Source organism: Rhodohalobacter sp. 8-1, from assembly GCF_038150125.1.
Classification (GTDB): Bacteria; Bacteroidota; Rhodothermia; order Balneolales; family Balneolaceae; genus SW132.
The window spans coordinates 14,766-31,130 of the sequence record NZ_JBBVMF010000020.1 but is presented as its reverse complement, the minus strand read 5'-3'; the positions used below and the strand labels follow the sequence as shown (position 1 = coordinate 31,130).

The window sequence follows — 16,365 nt, the reverse complement described above, 5'->3', positions numbered from 1 at the left end:
GCGCCTGGAATGCTCAGGGCTGTATTCGACAGATGAGCATTGACACGGCACTAGTGTTGCGTCAGAACACCGTTTCCGATAGAGCCAGTTTCAATTTTATCATCTGCTCACTTTTTAAAAACCAATCAGCTCCTGCACAGGCCTTTCTACAGGACTTTTAGCTTGATGTTTCACGATAATCTAATCTAAAGGCAATGATTTGTTAACAGGCAGCTCGTTTCTTTAGATACAATTGGAGCTGAATCTGTAAAAATTATAAAACCTGTTCAGCCGCTCATACAAAAAAATACGATCTATGCCGATTCGAACGGTTGATACAGTTGTACTTTCCGATATCCATCTTGGCACCGTTGGGTGCCACGCTCTTGAGCTATTACAATATCTCAATTCTATTGATGCAAAACGGATCATACTCAACGGAGATTTTATCGATGTCTGGAATTTCAGAAAATATTACTGGCCTGAATCTCACATGATGGTTCTCCGGACCCTGCTTGCAAAAATGGCCAACGGTACCGATATCTATTACCTGACGGGAAACCACGATGAAGTCCTTCGGAAGGTTTCCAGCCTCCAGCTTGGCCCCCTTTTTATCCGTGATAAGTTAGTTCTCAATCTGAATGGAGAAAAAGTCTGGATATTTCACGGAGACATTTTTGATGTAACGATGAAACATTCCAAGTGGATTGCCCGAATTGGCGGAAAAGGGTATGACCTGCTCATCATGCTAAACAAGCTCATCAACTGGGTGTCTGTTAAAATGGGGCGGGGTAAAATATCGCTATCCAAACGTATCAAAGACAGTGTAAAAAAAGCCGTGCAGTTTATCGACAACTTCGAAAATACAGCTATTGAGCTGGCCATCGACCAGGGTTATGATTATGTGATTTGCGGCCACATCCATCAGCCAAAAATTCGGGGCTTCCAAAACGAAAACGGGTCTGTCATTTACATGAATTCGGGCGACTGGGTTGAAAACCTGACTGCCCTCGAATTTGATGGCGATGAGTGGACGATGTATCGCTACAGTGACGATCAGTTTATCGCAGAACAGCGAATTGAAAAGATTATCAGACCGAAATCAAGACAGTCGAGGACAGTTATAGGATGAAAGTATTATATGGCATTCAGGGAACAGGCCACGGTCATATAAGCCGTGCACGTGAGATTTTACCAGAGCTGACAAAATCGGCTGAAGTTGACGTTTTGATGAGCGGTACAAACTGCAAAATGACTCTGCAGGGACTTGACGTGTCGCAGCGCCGTGGACTCACGCTCGCTTATGACTCAAATGGCGGCGTCAGCTACCTCAAAACAGCACTTGAGCTAAACCCCATTCGATTTTTGAAAGATGTGCAGTCACTTGATGTCCGGCAATACGATCTTGTCATTTCCGATTACGAACCCATCAGTTCATGGGCGGCTATTAAAGAAGGGATTACATGCATTGGATTGAGCCACCAGGCTGCTTTTCTGTCTGATCGCACGCCACGGCCACCCGCTGTCTCAACCGTTTCGGAGCATATTCTCAAGCGATTTGCTCCCTGTCACCGACCGATTGGATTTCACTTTTTACGATACGATCGTTTTATCGAAGGGCCGGTCATCCGCTCTGAGATCCGGCAGCTAACTCCTACCGAAAGTGATCATATCACCGTTTACCTGCCGGCGTTCGATCATGAAACACTCACGGCAATTTTTTCCGATTTTAAGCAGATTCGCTGGGAGATATTCTCCCCTCTCTGCGAATCAGCCTACACCAAGAATAACATGACAATTCAGCCTGTTGGCAATGAGACATTTTTGAAAAGCCTCGAATCGTGTGCAGGCGTTATCACAAGCGCCGGTTTTGAGACGTGTGCCGAATCTATTTACCTTGGCAAGAAATTGATGGCGGTCCCCATCAAAAACCAATACGAACAGCTTTGCAATGCAGAAGCCTTGAAGAAAATGGGCGTTCCTGTTGCTCAGGTAACGGATACTGACTTTCCTGATAAAATTCTTGACATGCTCTCCTCAACTCAGCGGCACCGGATTCCTGAAATTGCTGATGCCAGACGCATCACTAAAAAACTGCTTCGATTTGCGGAACGGCAAACAAACCGGCAGGATCGACAAATGGCTGAAAACAGCGTTTAAGCCATAATCTTGCATTTGCTATTCGTAATAAATTGGAACAATTTTTTACCATCTCGCTTAAATCTTCGGCAGATATTTTTCATTGAAGATGTCCAGGTGATGAATCTCGTGGCCGGCGATGATAAATCCCAGCGCACGGACTGTAAACTTACTGTCGCTTGCCATCCCCGTCGACATGAGCATCTCATCATCAAAGGAGGAAAAAAGCTGCAACGTTGCTGAACGAACGCCCCTGTACTGCTGCATCAGATCATCGAGCGGTGTCTGATTAAAATTTGCGGCGGTTACGTAATCATCCTGGTCAAATCCCGGCAGCGGATGAGTATCGCCCCTGGCAAATGTCAGGGCTCTGAAATTCATGATGCGCTCTGTATCTATCATGTGGCCAACCGTTTCCTTGATCGTCCATTTTCCTTCTGCGTACTTGAAAAGTGCTACCTCATCGTCCAGAGACTGCAACACCTCTGTCACATCTCTATAGCCAGCTTTCAAGCGTGTAAAAAGGTTTTCACCAATACTCTTTCTGATATATCGGCCATAAAACTCTCCGTACTCTTCCGGGCTTAAATCGTTGCCACTTAACAAAGTACTCATCTCTTCATGGATCATGTGAAATTTTTTTTAATTCAAAACATATGACCAAACCAGTTATGATGAATATGTTTCATTTTTGAGATAAAACCCAATCATAAAAAAAAGAGCCGTACAATCTGCACGGCTCATTTTAAAAATTAATTAAATTGAACTCAATAAAGTTGCTAAATCTACTCTACTCCATGCGTTGATATTGTCGTCGTCGATACTTGTTCACCATCGGCATAACTCACCATCTGGTACGGCATCAGTAACCCACCACTTTCACGCCAGTCCGTAGAGTTGAGCTGTACCGTAACAGTGCCGCCTACCTGCGGATTAAATGTACGGTAAGTAGTGATCATCGGAAGTGATGTATCCGGATCCAGGTAGAGATTTAGTGTAATCTCGTCATTTACCCGAACATGGGCGTACATATCTCCATGCATCTCCTCCATTCCCATAAATTCCACGTCCAGCTCATCTTTGTTAAGTGCAAGGTAGATCGGGCTTCGATAGAGCTCAGAAAGCATCTGGTCTTTTTGCGCCGGCTGCATAGGCATTGACTGGCCGCCCATTTGCATACTTCCCTGGCCATCTTCAATCAGCATACTCACCTGTCCCTGTGGCATTCTCACATTAGCTTCTATACGTTCAGACTCAAAATCCATTGTTTGCGTAATTCCCAGGTTCATTTCTCCCTGTGGAGTTGAGACTTTATTTTCAGCCTCCATCGTTACGCTGCCTGTTAAACCAGCATTTGGAAGAATAGCCGATGCCATCTGTGTCAACCACTTTCGGCCTTCTGTGGCATCGCCGGCCATCACCTCTTCAACTTCCGCAGATTCACGAATGGTGATGTCAATCTCCTGAACATCGCCGAATTGCTCCAGCTGATCGCCGAGTTCGTCTGCGTTACCGACAACGAGAATTTTCATTTGGTCAGGTTGCATGTACTCCTGTGCCACCCGCTGAATATCGGCTGCCGTCACCTGACGAAGTTCTTCGATATATTGTTCAAACGAATCAGCCGGTCGGCCATAATACTCATTGTTAATGCGCTGGTTTAACACACTACTCAAACTGGCGTTTCTGAATATTAGGGAGTTAAATATACGGTCCTTAGTGTCCTCAAGCTCTTGTTCGCTAACGGGTTCTTCCTGAAGCTTCACCATTTCTGCCCTGACAGCTCTGATCGCCTCAGCGGTTGCGGCACTTCTCGTAAAGAGACCGGCATAAAATTGCCCCCGATAAAGAGTACTGCTTCCGTAGTTGCCGAATACTTGGTAAGCCAACCCCTGATCAGACCGCACATTTTGAAATAAGCGCCCGGAGAAGCCGCCGCTAAGCACCTCGTTCATCGCTTGAAGCGCTGCATAATCTGGGTTGTCCCGGAATCCACCGATGTGACCCATCAAGACAACAGACTGGTTTACGTCGCTTTTGTCAACAAAATGAATAGATGACTCGTATTCATAGTCGATTTCATTGAACGTAAATTCATTCTCTTCTCCCGCGGGAATACCGGCAAACGCTTCTTCCAGGATTGGCTTGATCTCTTCAACATCAAAATCACCAACAAGCCCAACCATCATATTTTCACCTTTGTAAGCGTTTTGATGAAATTCAATCAGGTCTTCACGCGTAATATTATCGAGGGTGTAGAGCTCTGTGGTCCGTGCCTGCACAGAATTCTCTCCGTAAATAAGCTTGCTGAATTCTCTGAAGCCAACCTGCTGGGCATTATCATTTCTGCGTGAAATTCCTGACTTCTGCTGCCGGATCGCAAGGTCAATTTTTTCCTGCGGCATCAGTGGATTCATCATCACGTCCACCAATACAGGCAGCAGCTCCTCAAAATCCTCCTTTAGAACATTGAGTGAAGCAGAGCCGCTGTTTTGCCCCATCCCAAACTCTATTCGTGCCGCTTTGTCTTCAAGCAGCTGATTGAGTTCATTTTCGGGATACGCTTCCGATCCGCCGTTCCGCATGGCGCTAGTCAGGATGGAGTTCAGGCCTGTCTTTTCGTTCGGAACCATAAACGAACCGGCTTTTATGATCATACTCAGATCAATCAGGGGTACTTCCCTATCCTCCACCAGGTAGAATTTAATCCCGTTATCGAGCTCAAATGTTTCAACTTCAGGTGATTGATAGGCATTCAGTTCCGGATAATCCAGTCCTTCAACATCTACAGCGTCAGAACTGATCCCCTGCTGCATCATTGTCGATTCCTGGGATGCGCAAGACAGCATAAATCCCAGTACAAATGTGGTAATCAGTAATTTTTTCATAGTCTTAGATAGCATCAGTTAGTTCTCCTCTTCATTATTTGCCATTTCATCATCAGATTCCGGATCTACATTCTTGATCATCCCGACGGTACGGTTATTTTTCTTGATGTAGTTTTCTGCTACCCGCTGAATGTCTTCAACAGTCACATTATTGAGTCTGTCGATATTTGTGAATGCTGTTTTCCAGCTTCCGCCATTAACGTGAGCTGATGCCATGGTTTGTGCAATTCCGCTGTTTGATGTCAGCGTTCTGACTAGACTTGCCCGGGTGTTGGTCCGAACCCTGTCCAACTCTTCCTGTGTTACACCTTCATCAATAACCTTTTGATACTCTTCCCTTAGCGTCTGCTCAACATCAGCCATATCTATATCTTGGTTGGGAATCACAAAGTTGAGATATAATCCAGGGTATTTGGTACCCGGATACCCGTTTTGAGCGCCAACCTGAAGAGCTGTCTGATCTTCCACCACCATTCGCCGGTATAGGCGTGATGTACGGCCACCCGACATAATGCTGCCAAGCAGGTTCAGCGCCTGGAAATCGGGATGCTGATTATTGACTGTGTGATATCCTTCCACATAAATAGGTTGCGACTGCTCTTCAATAACGAACCGGCGCTCTCCTCTCTGCTCAGGCTCTTCAACAAGAAGTTCAGGTGCGGGCTCCTGGTATTCCATATCTGAAAAATACTTATCAGCAAGCTGCCGCATCTCTGAGGCATCCACATCACCTGCAATAGCAATTGTAAAGCTGCCGGGTGCATAATATTTATCCCGAAATTCACGCGCATCGGCGATCGTTGTATTTCGTATATCCGATGGCCAGCCAATGATCGGGTTTTTGTATGGATGCGCCGAAAATGCTGTGGCTGAAAACTCTTCGAGGAGGCGTCCAAACGGACTTGAGTCCACACGTGAGCGACGCTCCTCATAAATCACATCTTTTTCAACGTAGAATTCACGCATTACCGGGTTTTTGAAACGATCTGCTTCAAGCATAAACCAAAGCTCTGCTTTATTCTGAGGAAGACTGAAAAAATAGCCAGTTCCATCGGCCGATGTAAAGGCATTTACGCCTACCGCTCCCTCTTTCTCAACAATCTGGGTAAATTCATTATTCACTACATACTCGCCGGCCTGCTCCTGGAGCTGCTCAAAATCAGCGTAGAGGCTGTCGAGCAGGGTCGAATCTGATTCAAATTTATTGTACTCATTAAGCCATGCGGTATAAGCATCATCCATCTGGTTAATGTACTGTACTTCTTCCTCATAGTTGGTAGTGCCGATATTATGGCTTCCCTTGAACACCATGTGCTCAAATATATGCGCAATACCGGTGGCTCCGACCGGCTCATTAGCAGCGCCAACATCTACATAGGTGAAGAAGTGGGCGACGGGGGCTACCTCTCGCTCCACAATAATGAAATGTAATCCGTTATCGAGGGTGAACTCTGTCACCTTCTCTTCAAATGCGTCAAGGTTTTGGGACAAACCGACTGCAGGTACCAGTAGTAACGCGCAGATAAGTCCCATCATGAACTGAATTGGTCTTTTCATAAGATGTGATGATTAGTTAGTTGATGAATTAGCGGGTGTTATTACGTGAGAGTTTAAAAAAAGATTCGAACTTTTCTCAACGAACATAACAATTAGTTGAATATATCTGCTACCAAGCAGTTGAGAAAGGCCCCTAATCCATTCAAAAAAATGAGTTGGACACTCTGCTTTTTCAGTTACACATTATACTAACCGGACCGCTTTACTCCATCGCGCAACAGTTCTATATATGACCGGCGGTACCCTGGTTTTTTTGAATACTTTTCCAGCCAGTTCATATCCAGGACATACTTGAGGATTGCTGCCCATCTGCCTTCCCATGCAAAATTGTTTACCACATAAAATGCGTTGTCCGGGCCATCAGATAATATCAGCGGGTTGACTGCGTATGGCTTGTATCTTTTTAGTTTCCCGCCGGTGAGAAGCGACTCAATATTATGGCGAAGCAAAACGCCCTGCTTCACGGCATGCACCCCGATTGCCTGGTAATCCCGGCCATTTACGTCAGCCGTATCACCGGCGGCAAAAACCGTTTGCTCTCCTTTTACCCGAAGCGTCTCATCCGTGAGAATCCGCTCACCGGCTCCCGTCTCAAAATCGTGAGTGATTGACAATGATCCGGGACGGTTTCCTACGGCAATTAGTACGGCATCATACTCTTTCGACATCGCCGGCTGGAATTTCTTACTCGTTTGAACATTTACGGACCTTTGTTGTAAAATTTGGGTAACGCGGTCTGACATTTTCGCCGGAAATGATGACAGCAAACTTTCATTATTCTCCAGGAGCGTTATATCCGTACTGGTAAACGACCGGGGATGTGACAGGTTGAGGGCCAGCTCAGTGCCGGCCGCCCCGCCACCTGCAATAAGCAGCTTTTCAATCTCACCGCGTTTAAGATTTTTTCTTAGAGAAAGGAGTTCGTCCATCGGCTTAACCGGAACCGCGTTCTGAAGATCTTTAAAGTCAGCAGTACTGGCACCAATGTTTATTAAGAGATAATCATATGCATACCTTTCGCCGCCAGTGGTCCATACTGTTGACTGATCTTTGCTTATCGATTCCACGAAAGACTCCACAAATCTGACGCTATACCTTTCACAAAGTTTTTTGAGGTTAACCGTGGTTTGATTCCACTCGTAAAAGCCGCCCATAAATTGTGGCAGCGCCCCGGAGTAAATCAGGTATGGATTCTCTGATATCAGAATGATCTCAAGATCATACCTTTTCCATTTCTCCGCCATTTTTATAACAGGAAGTGATGCATGTCCCCCGCCGACAATAATGAGCTTTTTAGCCATAAGCGGCAGTGTAACCCAGTTACTCTTTATTGGTTGATAACCCGACAGGCATATAAAGCGGGCAAATGCCCACAAAACTTGTCAGCACAAAAACAATTGCTAATACACCCAGTATAGTAGCTGCTGTACCGGAAAGAATACCGGTAAAATAAAGTATAGCTATAACGAGCGCTATAAAGATTCGAATCAGTCGGTCAATAGTACCCATATTTTTTTTCATGTCAGTGATTTTTAATTGATATTTGTGCAATTATTTGAAAATGATTACAATAGCAGAAACAAACACCAGGCAGGTTATGCACACGGCCATCAGCTTAACCCAGGTTGGTTTATCTTCCAGCATCATCAGGATATAAATACAGGTGCAAATTCTTTCAGTGGCATTTCAGGCGAATTAACTCTTTTTGACTGCTCCCTTTCAAGCGTCATTTGATACTTTACCTTGTCGTTTCTGTAGTATCTCTTTTGGTAGTAGACCGGCTTTTCACCAATTGTGTATGTAATTCTGTCGATTAGAAACAAAGCCGAATTCTCCGGTACATTGAGGTGGCCCGCCAAGTCTTGATCCGCCAGTTCAGCCGACATCCTGTAGCATCCACGGACTACAGGAATCTCGTAGTTTTCTTCAAGCTGCTTATAGATAGTTGTATCCTGCAGGCCGTCTTTATCCAAAAGCTGTCCGTACAAAATGGGCAGCCAGGTACTGTCGAACGCAATTGGTTCGCCATTGCCCAGCCGCAATCGGTCGATGCGAATGACTTTGATGCCCTGCGCCACATTCAAAATATCACTTAACCATTGGGGGGCGTCAACCGACTCAAACATAAGCACCCTGGATGAAGCTTCCAGGCCGGCTTCAGCCATATCCTCGTTAAAGTCAGTGAGTCGTACGAGGCTGTGCGGGGTTCGGTCGTCTTTCACAAATGAACCTAAACCCTGGCAACGGTAGATTATTTCTTCATTTTCAAGAGATTGAAGGGCTCGCCTGATCGTTACCCGACTGACATCAAACTTATTGGCCAGCTCATTTTCAGACGGCAACTTACCATCTGGTGCAAACCCACCACTCTCTATCTGGTCACGCAGCCACTGGCTGATTTGTACGTGCCTTGGTATTCCATCTTTGAGTTTCATAGAGTAATCTTTTTTATTTTAACTTACATTTTATTAATCATAACATCAATACTTGTTAATACATGTGCAATTTTAAGCTTTTTCCCAAGTACGCATTTACAGTTTTATTGGTTTATAACCGCTGAATAACCATCAGATAATTCGATTAGTTGGAAAATTTATTCCCCATAACCTTAATACTATTGCTCATGGCAACATCATGCACTAAGTCAGATAGTTCAGAAAGCACAGCCTTTGATTCATTGCTACAAGTGTTGCTATCGGAATCAGTACCGCTGATAACAGTAGACGAATTGAGCAGTATCCGGCAAGAGGTTACAATCCTGGATGCACGTGCACCAGAAGAGTACAATGTGAGTCGAATTCCTGGCTCTGTGCACGCAGGATACGATGAATTTAACATTGCCGCGATAAAACATATCCCTAAAGACGAGCAGATTGTGGTTTACTGCTCTGTTGGATACAGAAGCGAAAAAATCGGGGAGCAATTACTGCAGGCGGGCTATAGAAATGTTAAAAATCTGCACGGTGGAATATTTGCATGGGTCAATCAGAATCGGCTCATCATAGATGATTACGGTGAAACAGATAGAGTCCATCCCTACAGCTTGTTTTGGAGAGTTTGGATTACCAGTGATAAAATAACCATCAGCCGGAGCCCCAGGAAATAGACAAACCGGACGCCCCTTATTCAAGAAGTGAACTAACTTGTATTGACAAGTGCATACAAATTAATTAACTTTCTTCAGAATAAATTAAAAACAAACTTTAATCATGTTCGACATATTATATCAACCCTGGCCATGGTACCTGGCCGGTCCTGTCATCGGACTCACTGTACCCATTTTGCTGCTTATTGGCGGTAAAATGTTTGGCGTGTCATCCAACCTTCGCCATGCCTGCGCTGCATGCAATTTCGGTAATGTTGAATTCTTTAACTACGACTGGAAGTCAGCCGGTAAATGGAATCTGACGTTCCTTGTCGGCACCATTTTGGGCGGGCTGTTAGGCGGATACATATTTGCAAATCCCGAACCGATTGCACTCGCACAGTCTACCATTACTGATCTTCAGGCGCTTGGAATCCAAGACTTCAACGGGTTAGTACCAAATGATCTGTTTGCCTGGGAAATGCTTGGAACCGGAGTTGGGCTGACCGTATTGGTACTTGGTGGCTTTTTAGTGGGATTTGGAGCGAGGTACGCAGGCGGGTGCACCTCAGGCCATGCCATCTCGGGCCTGTCCGATTTACAGCTTGCATCACTAATTGCTGTAATCGGATTCTTTATCGGCGGACTGATTATGACATTCTTTATATATCCGATCATTTTAGGGTAAGCGACCTGTCAGAGCTCCAGCGTGTATTTCGCTGGACACTGGCAGAGTTGCCGCGAAACTCAGACCTGACAGCGTCCGAAGGTCCTGTCAGCGTCGAAAACCGAACTCAAGTTATTTCATCCGAACTCTTCCAGGAAGGTTCTCAACAGTTAATTACACATGAAATTTTCAGAATACATCAAATATTTACTCATCGGCACGGCATTTGGCTTTGTGCTGGTAAAATCAGAAGTCGTATCCTGGTTCAGAATCCAGGAGATGTTTCGCTTTGACGCCATACACATGTACGGCATTATTGGCCTTGCTGTGATCGTGGGAATCATTTCGGTGCAGATTATTAAACGGTTCAACATGAAAGATTCGCAAGGCAACCCCATTACAATACCGCCGAAGGATCCATCACAGGTAAAGCGATACATTATCGGCGGCAGCATGTTCGGCCTTGGCTGGGCTCTTCTCGGCGCTTGTCCGGGCCCCATGTTTGCGCTGCTTGGAACAGGGTTAACCATTATGATTGTGCCTATACTGGCGGCAGTTGCAGGTACTTATACGTATGGCGTTTTGCGGGACAAATTGCCACATTAACGGAGTGAAAGACTCAATTTAAAAATCCCCAATTGAGAGACTGTGAGAAAATAATTAATAAACAGTAATCAAAATGTCATGATATCAGCCACGAAGAATTAAGAATTGTATTTATGTGATTATATTGAATTTAGTGCAAATTCGAGTCTTTGTGGCTTCGTGGCATTACTAACTGACTCACTAATTTGATTGGTAATTCTGTCACAGCCTCTTGAGAGGGCCAACTTGTTGAACACTGAGCGAAACACCAGGGAGTGTCACTCTGCCAGCTGACATTGGGCAATTGGGGATGACTGACGAGATATTAACTAAGACTTTAAAACAACAGAACAACAAATAGGAGAAATCTTATGTATTTCAAACAATTCTTTGACGAAAAACTGGCACAGTATGCCTACATGGTCGGCTGCCAGGCAAATGGAACCGCGATTGTGATCGACCCAATGCGGGATATTGATCAGTATATTGACCACGCTGCAAAACAGAACCTTACCATTGTAGCCGCCGCAGATACTCATATTCACGCCGATTACATCTCCGGGCTGCGAGAGTTTGCCGACAGAGGTGTGAAAGTTTATGCATCTGATGAGGGCGATAAAGACTGGAAATACGAATGGCTGAGAGGGAGTAACTACGACTTTGAATTGATGAATGATGGCGATGAATTCTACATCGGCAATATCACTATAAAAGCATGGCACACGCCCGGCCACACTCCAGAGCACCTGAGCTACTTTATTACCGATGGCGCAGCTGCAGACGAACCGATGGGTATAGCCACCGGAGATTTTGTGTTTGTGGGTGATGTGGGCCGACCCGACCTCCTGGAATCTGCAGCGGGCCAGGAGAACGTTATGGAGCCCTCTGCTCGAACGCTATTTGGGTCTGTGGAGGAGTTCAAAAAAATGCCGGAATACATGCAGATCTGGCCGGGACACGGTGCAGGAAGCGCCTGTGGAAAAGCACTGGGTGCCATTCCTGAATCAACTGTAGGGTACGAACTTAGGTACAACAATTCACTTAAGTCAGCTTCCTCAGAAGATAATTTTGTAAAATTTATTCTCGAAGGACAGCCAGAGCCGCCACTCTATTTTGCCCGCATGAAGCGCGATAATAAGATGGGCCCTGCCCTGACCGATGGGCTGCCGAACCCTGAACGCCTCACCCTTAAACAGGTAGAGAGTGCATTATCGCAAAGCAATACTGTGATTCTGGATACACGCGAGCGAAACGAATTTTCAGCCGAGCACTTGCCCGGTTCGCTTCTTTCACCTCTGAACAAGCAATTCAATACAGTTGCGGGATCCTACATCACGGAAGATGAGGAGATTATTCTGGTCGTAGACGAACACAGGCTTAATGAGGCCGTGCGCGATCTCTTCCGAATTGGTCTGGATAAGGTAACCGGCTACATCACCTTGAAAGACCTTCAAATCTACAAAGAGAAAGGTGGTGAAATGGCTTCGCTTGATTCAGGCACGTTTGAAACATTAGAGAATCGATCTGACGGAAACGTACTTGATGTACGAAAAGCTTCTGAATACGAGGAAGGCCATGTGGAAGGCGCATCAAATATTGCTCACACACGACTGCTTCCGCGTAAGGATGAACTCGATAAAGAGACAAAATATTATGTGCACTGCCAGTCCGGCGGGCGGTCAGCTGTTGCCTCAGCATTGCTCAAGCGGGAAGGCTTCGATGTAGTGCTGATCGACGATGAGTTTGCCAATTATAAACGAAAGGCACTGGCATAAATATCAAGTAATGATAGTCTTTCGCCTGCGGAAAGATAAAGAAGGGTGTTCACACCTGTCAAGATTGAATGTGTTGGGTTTCTACATTTGGGTGGACACACCAGGCTACCCCTCTCTGCTGAGGGGGGATTTTTCCATCATTGTAAATTGAGTTGAGAATTTAAGGCCAAAAGCCTTTTTCGAAACCCCATTCTCGAAGGGGAAAGCGTAGTGATAATGGCGTAATCGATTATCATTAGCAAAGGCCCAGTCCAGAAGCCAAAATAAATTATTGTGAAAACCAACAAATCAACTATCTATAAGTTCATACCGCTGTTAGCCACACTGCGTGACTACCAACAAAAGGACTTCAAAGGTGATATCAGCGCCGGTGTTACCGTGGCCATCATGCTGATACCACAAGGCATGGCCTATGCTGTTCTTGCGGGTATGCCACCGGTATATGGGCTCTATGCTTCCATTGTGCCGCTGCTCATTTACGCACTGCTTGGCACATCACGTCAGCTTGCAGTTGGCCCGGTTGCGATGGTCTCGCTGCTGATTGTTGCGGGTGTGGGAGAACTTGCTGAGGTCGGAAGCGACCGGTTTATTCACCTCGCCATCATGACCGCACTGGGCGTGGGAACGGTCCAGTTTCTGATGGGTGTATTCCGGATGGGGTTCCTGGTCAATTTCCTGTCTCACCCTGTGCTCAGCGGATTTACATCAGCCGCTGCACTCATCATTGGTGCAAGCCAAATATCCGGTCTATTCGGACTTGATCTCGCACGATCCAAACAGGTTCATGATATCATATACGGTGCTATTCAAAATGTTGGGAATATTGATCCCATTACTACAATAATCGGAGTAGGATCGGTTGCCTCTATTATTTTGCTCAAAAAATGGAAACGGACGTTTCCCTCAGCTCTTGTTGTTGTAGTAGCGGGAACCGTAGTAACTGCTCTGCTTGGACTGAACGGCCAGGGGGTTTCTATCGTAGGAGAGGTTCCGCGGGGTTTACCCTCCATGCAAATACCCGGTCTTTCCTGGAGTGACTACAGCTCGCTGCTGCCGATTATTTTGGTCATTTCACTTGTGAGCTACATGGAATCAATAGCTGTAGCTAAAGCAATTGCCAATAAACACGGATATAAAGTAAACGCAAATCAGGAGCTCATAGCACTCGGCGGTGCTAACCTCGGAGGAGCTTTATTCCAGTCGTTTCCGACCACCGGCGGATTTTCGCGAACGGCTGTTAACGATCAGTCAGGGGCAAAAACGACGCTTGCTGCTATCATTACCGCCATTTTAATTGGAATAACGGTGCTCTTTTTAACCCCGCTTTTCTATTACCTGCCAAACGCAGTGCTTGCTGCAATCATTATGGTGGCGGTTGCCGGCTTGTTTGATGCCGAAGAGATGGCCCATCTTTGGAGAACCGATAAAAAGGATCTTGCCATGCTGAGCATAACCTTTATTGCCACACTGTTTCTTGGTATTGAAGAAGGGATTGGTATAGGTGTGCTGATGTCACTCATTATGGTAATTTATAGCAGTACAAAACCTCATACTACAGAAATTGGCCGCCTTGGGAATACAAACAATTTCAGAAATGTTGACAGGTATCCCGATGCAAAAACGGATCCTGAAATCCTGATTTTTCGCTTTGATTCCAATCTCTATTTTGCAAACGTAGAACATTTTCGTGAGTCAATTGAAGATAAAATCAATCAACGAGGAGAGGAACTGTCAGTGGTTATTCTCGATGCCTCGGCCATTACCAATATCGACTCTACGGGCGTACACACGTTGAACGAGCTGATTAAGGACCTTCGCACCCGCCGGATTGCATTCTATATTGCCGGAGTCATTGGCCCCGTTAGAGATAAGTTGAAAAAATCCGGGATTACGAAATCAATGGGTGAAGAGAACTTCTTTTTTGATGTTGCCGATGCTGTGGCATTCTACCGCAACATCGATGACTCTGAATCTGAGCACAGTTTTTCCCCGCTCCAGACTAATATTTGAAGATGCCCTCCTACAGCAGCTACCATCAACTTGGTCTGATTGAGAACTGGAAACAGTTCTCCATCCTTGTGCTTATTAATGCATTTGTGGGGGGTATGGTTGGTCTTGAGCGCACAATCCTTCCTGAAATTGCTGAGGATGAGTTTGGCATTGCTGCCCGATCGGCAATTTTCTCATTTATCGTCGTTTTTGGAATTACAAAGGCGCTTGCCAACTACTTTGCCGGACGTTTTGCCCAGCAGTACGGGAGAAAAAATATGTTGATCGTCGGATGGCTTTTCGGCCTTCCCGTACCCTTCATCCTGATGATTGCCGGAAGCTGGAACTGGATCATCTTTGCCAATGTGCTCTTGGGCATTAATCAGGGCCTGGCCTGGTCCGCCAACGTGATTATGAAGATCGACATTGCCGGAAAAAAAGACCGCGGACTGGCCATGGGACTCAATGAATTTGCCGGGTATCTGGCAGTAGGTATTCTGGCGTTTCTAACCGGCTGGATGGCATCGGAATTTGGGCTGCGCCCCTATCCGTTCTACCTGGGAATAGGTCTGGCGGTCATTGGCCTCACCATGTCCATTGTGCTAGTTAAAGATACTGAACCATGGGTAAACCTTGAGTCGAAAGGTGCCGGCACAAAGAAAAGCAGCGAAAACCTGTTCTGGAGAACATCCTGGGGCAATCGCAACTTGTTTGCAGTTACCCAAAGCGGTCTCAGTACCAATTTAAAAGATGGTATGGCATGGGGAGCTTTTCCGCTGTATTTATCAACAGCCGGCCTTAATCTTGCCCAGATTGGCATGATTACCGCTATTTATCCAGCATTTTGGGGCCTGTTCCAGGTAACTACCGGAAAGTTATCGGACTATACCGGGCGTAAACATATGCTTGTGGCCGGAATGTTTACACAAGCCGCAAGCCTTTTGATATTTCCATTTTTAAGTCATTTTTATGCGTTTTTGGTTACGGCCGCAATTTTAGGAATAGGAACGGCAATGGTTTACCCTACATTTATCGCCACGGTGGCAGACCTGGTTCATCCGCAGGACCGTGCCGAAAGCATCGGTGCTTTCAGGCTTTGGAGAGATCTCGGGTATGCTGTTGGAGCCGTTCTAACAGGTTTGATAGCCGACTTCTATGATCTCTCACTTGCAATAACTGCAACCGGGATGATAACTCTTATATCCGGTTTATATATTGCGGTGCGAATGGATTCGATAGAAGCTCCAGTTTCAAATCATTAACATGTATCTTCAGAAAACTTTTTCACTTATGCAATCGATGATCATAACTCTTATAGTACTTTTGATAACAGCATTTTTAGTCTATAACTTTCTATCAAACTCAAACCAAAAAATGGAACAATCGATTAACATCAGCCCATCCGAATTCAAAGAAAAAGTACAAGACGATCCTGGTATCGTTATTGACGTACGTACCGATGGGGAGTATCAAAACGGACACCTTGCAATCGCAGATCACCAATACAACCTTATGGACGGAGAGTTCGAAAGCAAACTGGATTCTTTAAACAAGGACAAAACGTATTACCTCTACTGCCGCACCGGAAACCGTAGCGGCCAGGCGGCACGCCTCATGAAAAAGAACGGTTTTGAAAACGTCTATAACGTGGGTGGATTTAAAGAACTTGCCGATGAAGGGTTTGAAACGGAATAGCAGATT

15 protein-coding genes are annotated in these 16,365 nt (G+C 45.6%); 9 read left to right on the top strand and 6 right to left on the bottom strand.

Going from position 1 to position 16,365, the window contains the following annotated elements; translation table 11 throughout:
* Positions 1-295: 295 nt before the first annotated feature.
* Positions 296-1,111 carry a UDP-2,3-diacylglucosamine diphosphatase gene (locus tag AABW11_RS16380; RefSeq protein WP_340106214.1) on the top strand — a complete coding sequence of 272 codons (816 nt, stop codon included), beginning with the start codon at positions 296-298 and terminating at the stop codon, positions 1,109-1,111.
* Positions 1,108-2,139 (top strand): glycosyltransferase family protein, encoded by a 1,032-nt coding sequence (locus AABW11_RS16375; RefSeq protein WP_340106213.1) that lies wholly within the window; start codon positions 1,108-1,110, stop codon positions 2,137-2,139. The genes AABW11_RS16380 and AABW11_RS16375 overlap by 4 nt, the downstream gene beginning before the upstream one ends.
* A 57-nt stretch (positions 2,140-2,196) precedes the next feature.
* Here the strand turns inward: AABW11_RS16375 and AABW11_RS16370 are convergent, their stop codons facing one another.
* From AABW11_RS16370 to AABW11_RS16345, 6 genes are all read right to left on the bottom strand, one after another.
* Complete coding sequence (locus tag AABW11_RS16370) at positions 2,197-2,748, bottom strand: DinB family protein (protein ID WP_340106212.1); 552 nt, start codon at positions 2,746-2,748, stop codon at positions 2,197-2,199.
* Positions 2,749-2,903: 155 nt separating this feature from the next.
* A complete protein-coding gene (locus AABW11_RS16365; RefSeq protein WP_340106211.1) occupies positions 2,904-5,006 on the bottom strand; it encodes a M16 family metallopeptidase in 2,103 nt (700 codons plus the stop codon).
* An 18-nt stretch (positions 5,007-5,024) separates the two neighbouring features.
* The gene (locus AABW11_RS16360; RefSeq protein ID WP_340106210.1) at positions 5,025-6,563 is read right to left on the bottom strand and encodes a M16 family metallopeptidase; all 1,539 of its coding nucleotides are present in this window, start codon (positions 6,561-6,563) and stop codon (positions 5,025-5,027) included.
* A gap of 188 nt (positions 6,564-6,751) precedes the next feature.
* A complete protein-coding gene (locus AABW11_RS16355) occupies positions 6,752-7,864 on the bottom strand; it encodes an NAD(P)/FAD-dependent oxidoreductase (RefSeq protein ID WP_340106209.1) in 1,113 nt (370 codons plus the stop codon).
* Positions 7,865-7,883: 19 nt separating this feature from the next.
* The gene (locus tag AABW11_RS16350) at positions 7,884-8,084 is read right to left on the bottom strand and encodes a YgaP family membrane protein (RefSeq protein ID WP_340106208.1); all 201 of its coding nucleotides are present in this window, start codon (positions 8,082-8,084) and stop codon (positions 7,884-7,886) included.
* A 125-nt stretch (positions 8,085-8,209) separates the two neighbouring features.
* Entirely contained in the window at positions 8,210-8,998 is a 789-nt protein-coding gene (locus AABW11_RS16345; RefSeq protein WP_340106207.1) for a GntR family transcriptional regulator, read from the bottom strand.
* A 188-nt stretch (positions 8,999-9,186) separates the two neighbouring features.
* Between AABW11_RS16345 and AABW11_RS16340 the strand changes: the two genes are divergently transcribed.
* The 7 genes from AABW11_RS16340 (at position 9,187) to AABW11_RS16310 (ending at position 16,359) form a co-directional block, all read left to right on the top strand.
* Complete coding sequence (locus AABW11_RS16340; protein WP_340106206.1) at positions 9,187-9,669, top strand: rhodanese-like domain-containing protein; 483 nt, start codon at positions 9,187-9,189, stop codon at positions 9,667-9,669.
* A 103-nt stretch (positions 9,670-9,772) separates the two neighbouring features.
* Entirely contained in the window at positions 9,773-10,336 is a 564-nt protein-coding gene (locus AABW11_RS16335) for a YeeE/YedE family protein (RefSeq protein WP_340106205.1), read from the top strand.
* Positions 10,337-10,495: 159 nt separating this feature from the next.
* The gene (locus tag AABW11_RS16330; RefSeq protein WP_340106204.1) at positions 10,496-10,921 is read left to right on the top strand and encodes a DUF6691 family protein; all 426 of its coding nucleotides are present in this window, start codon (positions 10,496-10,498) and stop codon (positions 10,919-10,921) included.
* A gap of 350 nt (positions 10,922-11,271) precedes the next feature.
* A complete protein-coding gene (locus AABW11_RS16325) occupies positions 11,272-12,675 on the top strand; it encodes an MBL fold metallo-hydrolase (protein WP_340106203.1) in 1,404 nt (467 codons plus the stop codon).
* 273 nt (positions 12,676-12,948) lie between these two features.
* Entirely contained in the window at positions 12,949-14,685 is a 1,737-nt protein-coding gene (locus AABW11_RS16320) for a SulP family inorganic anion transporter (RefSeq protein WP_340106202.1), read from the top strand.
* A gap of 2 nt (positions 14,686-14,687) precedes the next feature.
* Positions 14,688-15,926: an MFS transporter gene (locus tag AABW11_RS16315; protein ID WP_340106201.1), complete on the top strand. Its 1,239-nt coding sequence runs from the start codon at positions 14,688-14,690 to the stop codon at positions 15,924-15,926.
* A gap of 112 nt (positions 15,927-16,038) precedes the next feature.
* The gene (locus AABW11_RS16310) at positions 16,039-16,359 is read left to right on the top strand and encodes a rhodanese-like domain-containing protein (protein WP_340106200.1); all 321 of its coding nucleotides are present in this window, start codon (positions 16,039-16,041) and stop codon (positions 16,357-16,359) included.
* Positions 16,360-16,365 lie beyond the last annotated feature (6 nt).